At 69.4% G+C, this 1297-nt stretch carries 2 protein-coding genes and 1 pseudogene; 2 read left to right on the top strand and 1 reads right to left on the bottom strand.

What is annotated here, in order from left to right:
- Positions 1-172, top strand: a pseudogene (locus NS184_RS18820) (peroxiredoxin); the annotation flags it as partial.
- 73 nt (positions 173-245) lie between these two features.
- Here NS184_RS18820 and NS184_RS17055 read toward each other — a convergent pair.
- Entirely contained in the window at positions 246-677 is a 432-nt protein-coding gene (locus tag NS184_RS17055; RefSeq protein ID WP_058727245.1) for a hypothetical protein, read from the bottom strand.
- Between the two features lie 258 nt (positions 678-935).
- Between NS184_RS17055 and NS184_RS17050 the strand changes: the two genes are divergently transcribed.
- On the top strand, positions 936-1184 hold the full coding sequence (locus NS184_RS17050; RefSeq protein ID WP_022904217.1) for a WhiB family transcriptional regulator: 249 nt from the start codon (positions 936-938) through the stop codon (positions 1182-1184).
- The last annotated feature ends 113 nt before the right edge of the window (positions 1185-1297 follow it).

The following is a 1297-nucleotide window of genomic DNA, read 5'->3' as shown; positions in this document are numbered from 1 at the left end:
GCACAAGGCGTACGGCGCCTGGGGCGAGAAGAACAACTACGGGAAGATCGTCACCGGCACGATCCGCTCGACGGTCGTCGTCGACGAGGACGGCACCGTGCAGCTGCCGCTCTACAACGTCAAGGCCACCGGGCACGTCGCGAGCCTGCGGAAGAAGCTCGGCCTGGTCTGATCGCCGGAGCGCACGCACTGTCGGCCCCGTCACCGTCCTGCCGGGCTCGGCCCCCGTCGCCGTCCTGCCGGGCTCAGTCCCCGTCGCCGTCCTGCCGGACGAGGGCTGCCGTGACCGGCCGCGAGAGCACGAGCGTGATGGCGAGCAGCGCGGGGATGAGCAGCAGCCAACCGAACCAGGCCACACGGAATACGCCCTGGAACGCGCCGATCGCGAGCGCGCCCTGCATCACCTGCCACACGATGATCCCGGAGCGCACCCACGGGCGGCGGTTCCGCAGCCCCACGAAGAGGGCACCGAGCCAGAGGGCCGCGATCGCGGTGAGGATCGTCAGCGCGATCCCGGAGGCGAGGCTCGTCGCCGGCGAGGTCACGAGTTCGACGAGGAGCCAGACCGTGACGCCGGCCAGCGCGAGGAACTCGAGGCCGAGCACGACCTGCAGCACCGTGAACGCCGGCGTGCGCTGTCCGGGCTCCGCGGACTCGTCGGGTGTGGTGTCGTGCACAGCGATCCTCCAGCGTCGGAACCCTTGATTTGCCCCTACCAGTATGGAACGATATTCGAGGTCGTTCGGACGGCACGATGTGGTGTGCGTCTCCCGTGGTTCGACGCTCCTCCCCCGAGCGTTCCGCGGGCTTCAGACTCGCTTCCAGCGGATCCCTCCCCCACAGGGTGTCCCCTCATGCTCAGCATGCCCGGCGTTCCGATCCCCGAACCACGTCCACGGCTGCCGTTCGAGCATCGACATCAAGGAGCACCACACATGGACTGGCGTGACCAGGCTGCCTGCCTCACCGCGGACCCCGAGCTCTTCTTCCCGGTCGGGAACACCGGCCCTGCAGTTGACCAGATCGAGAAGGCGAAGTCCGTCTGCGCCCGGTGCACCGTCACCGAGATGTGCCTGCAGTACGCCCTCGAGAACAACCAGGACTCCGGCGTCTGGGGCGGCCTCAGCGAGGACGAGCGTCGTGCGCTGAAGCGCCGCGCCGCCCGCGCTCGTCGCGCTTCCTGACGCAGCAGCGTCCGCACGACGAAGCCCGCCGCCCCGATGGGGTGGCGGGCTTCGTCGTGTGCGCCCGTGTCGTGCGCGTGACGGGTCTTCACGACCGGAGTCGATCGGCACCA

Origin of the sequence: Curtobacterium luteum (assembly GCF_001475545.1) — a bacterium.
In the GTDB taxonomy this organism is placed as follows: domain Bacteria; phylum Actinomycetota; class Actinomycetes; order Actinomycetales; family Microbacteriaceae; genus Curtobacterium; species Curtobacterium luteum_A.
Note: the sequence above shows the minus strand (reverse complement) of the source record. Positions and strands in the feature narration are given on the sequence as shown.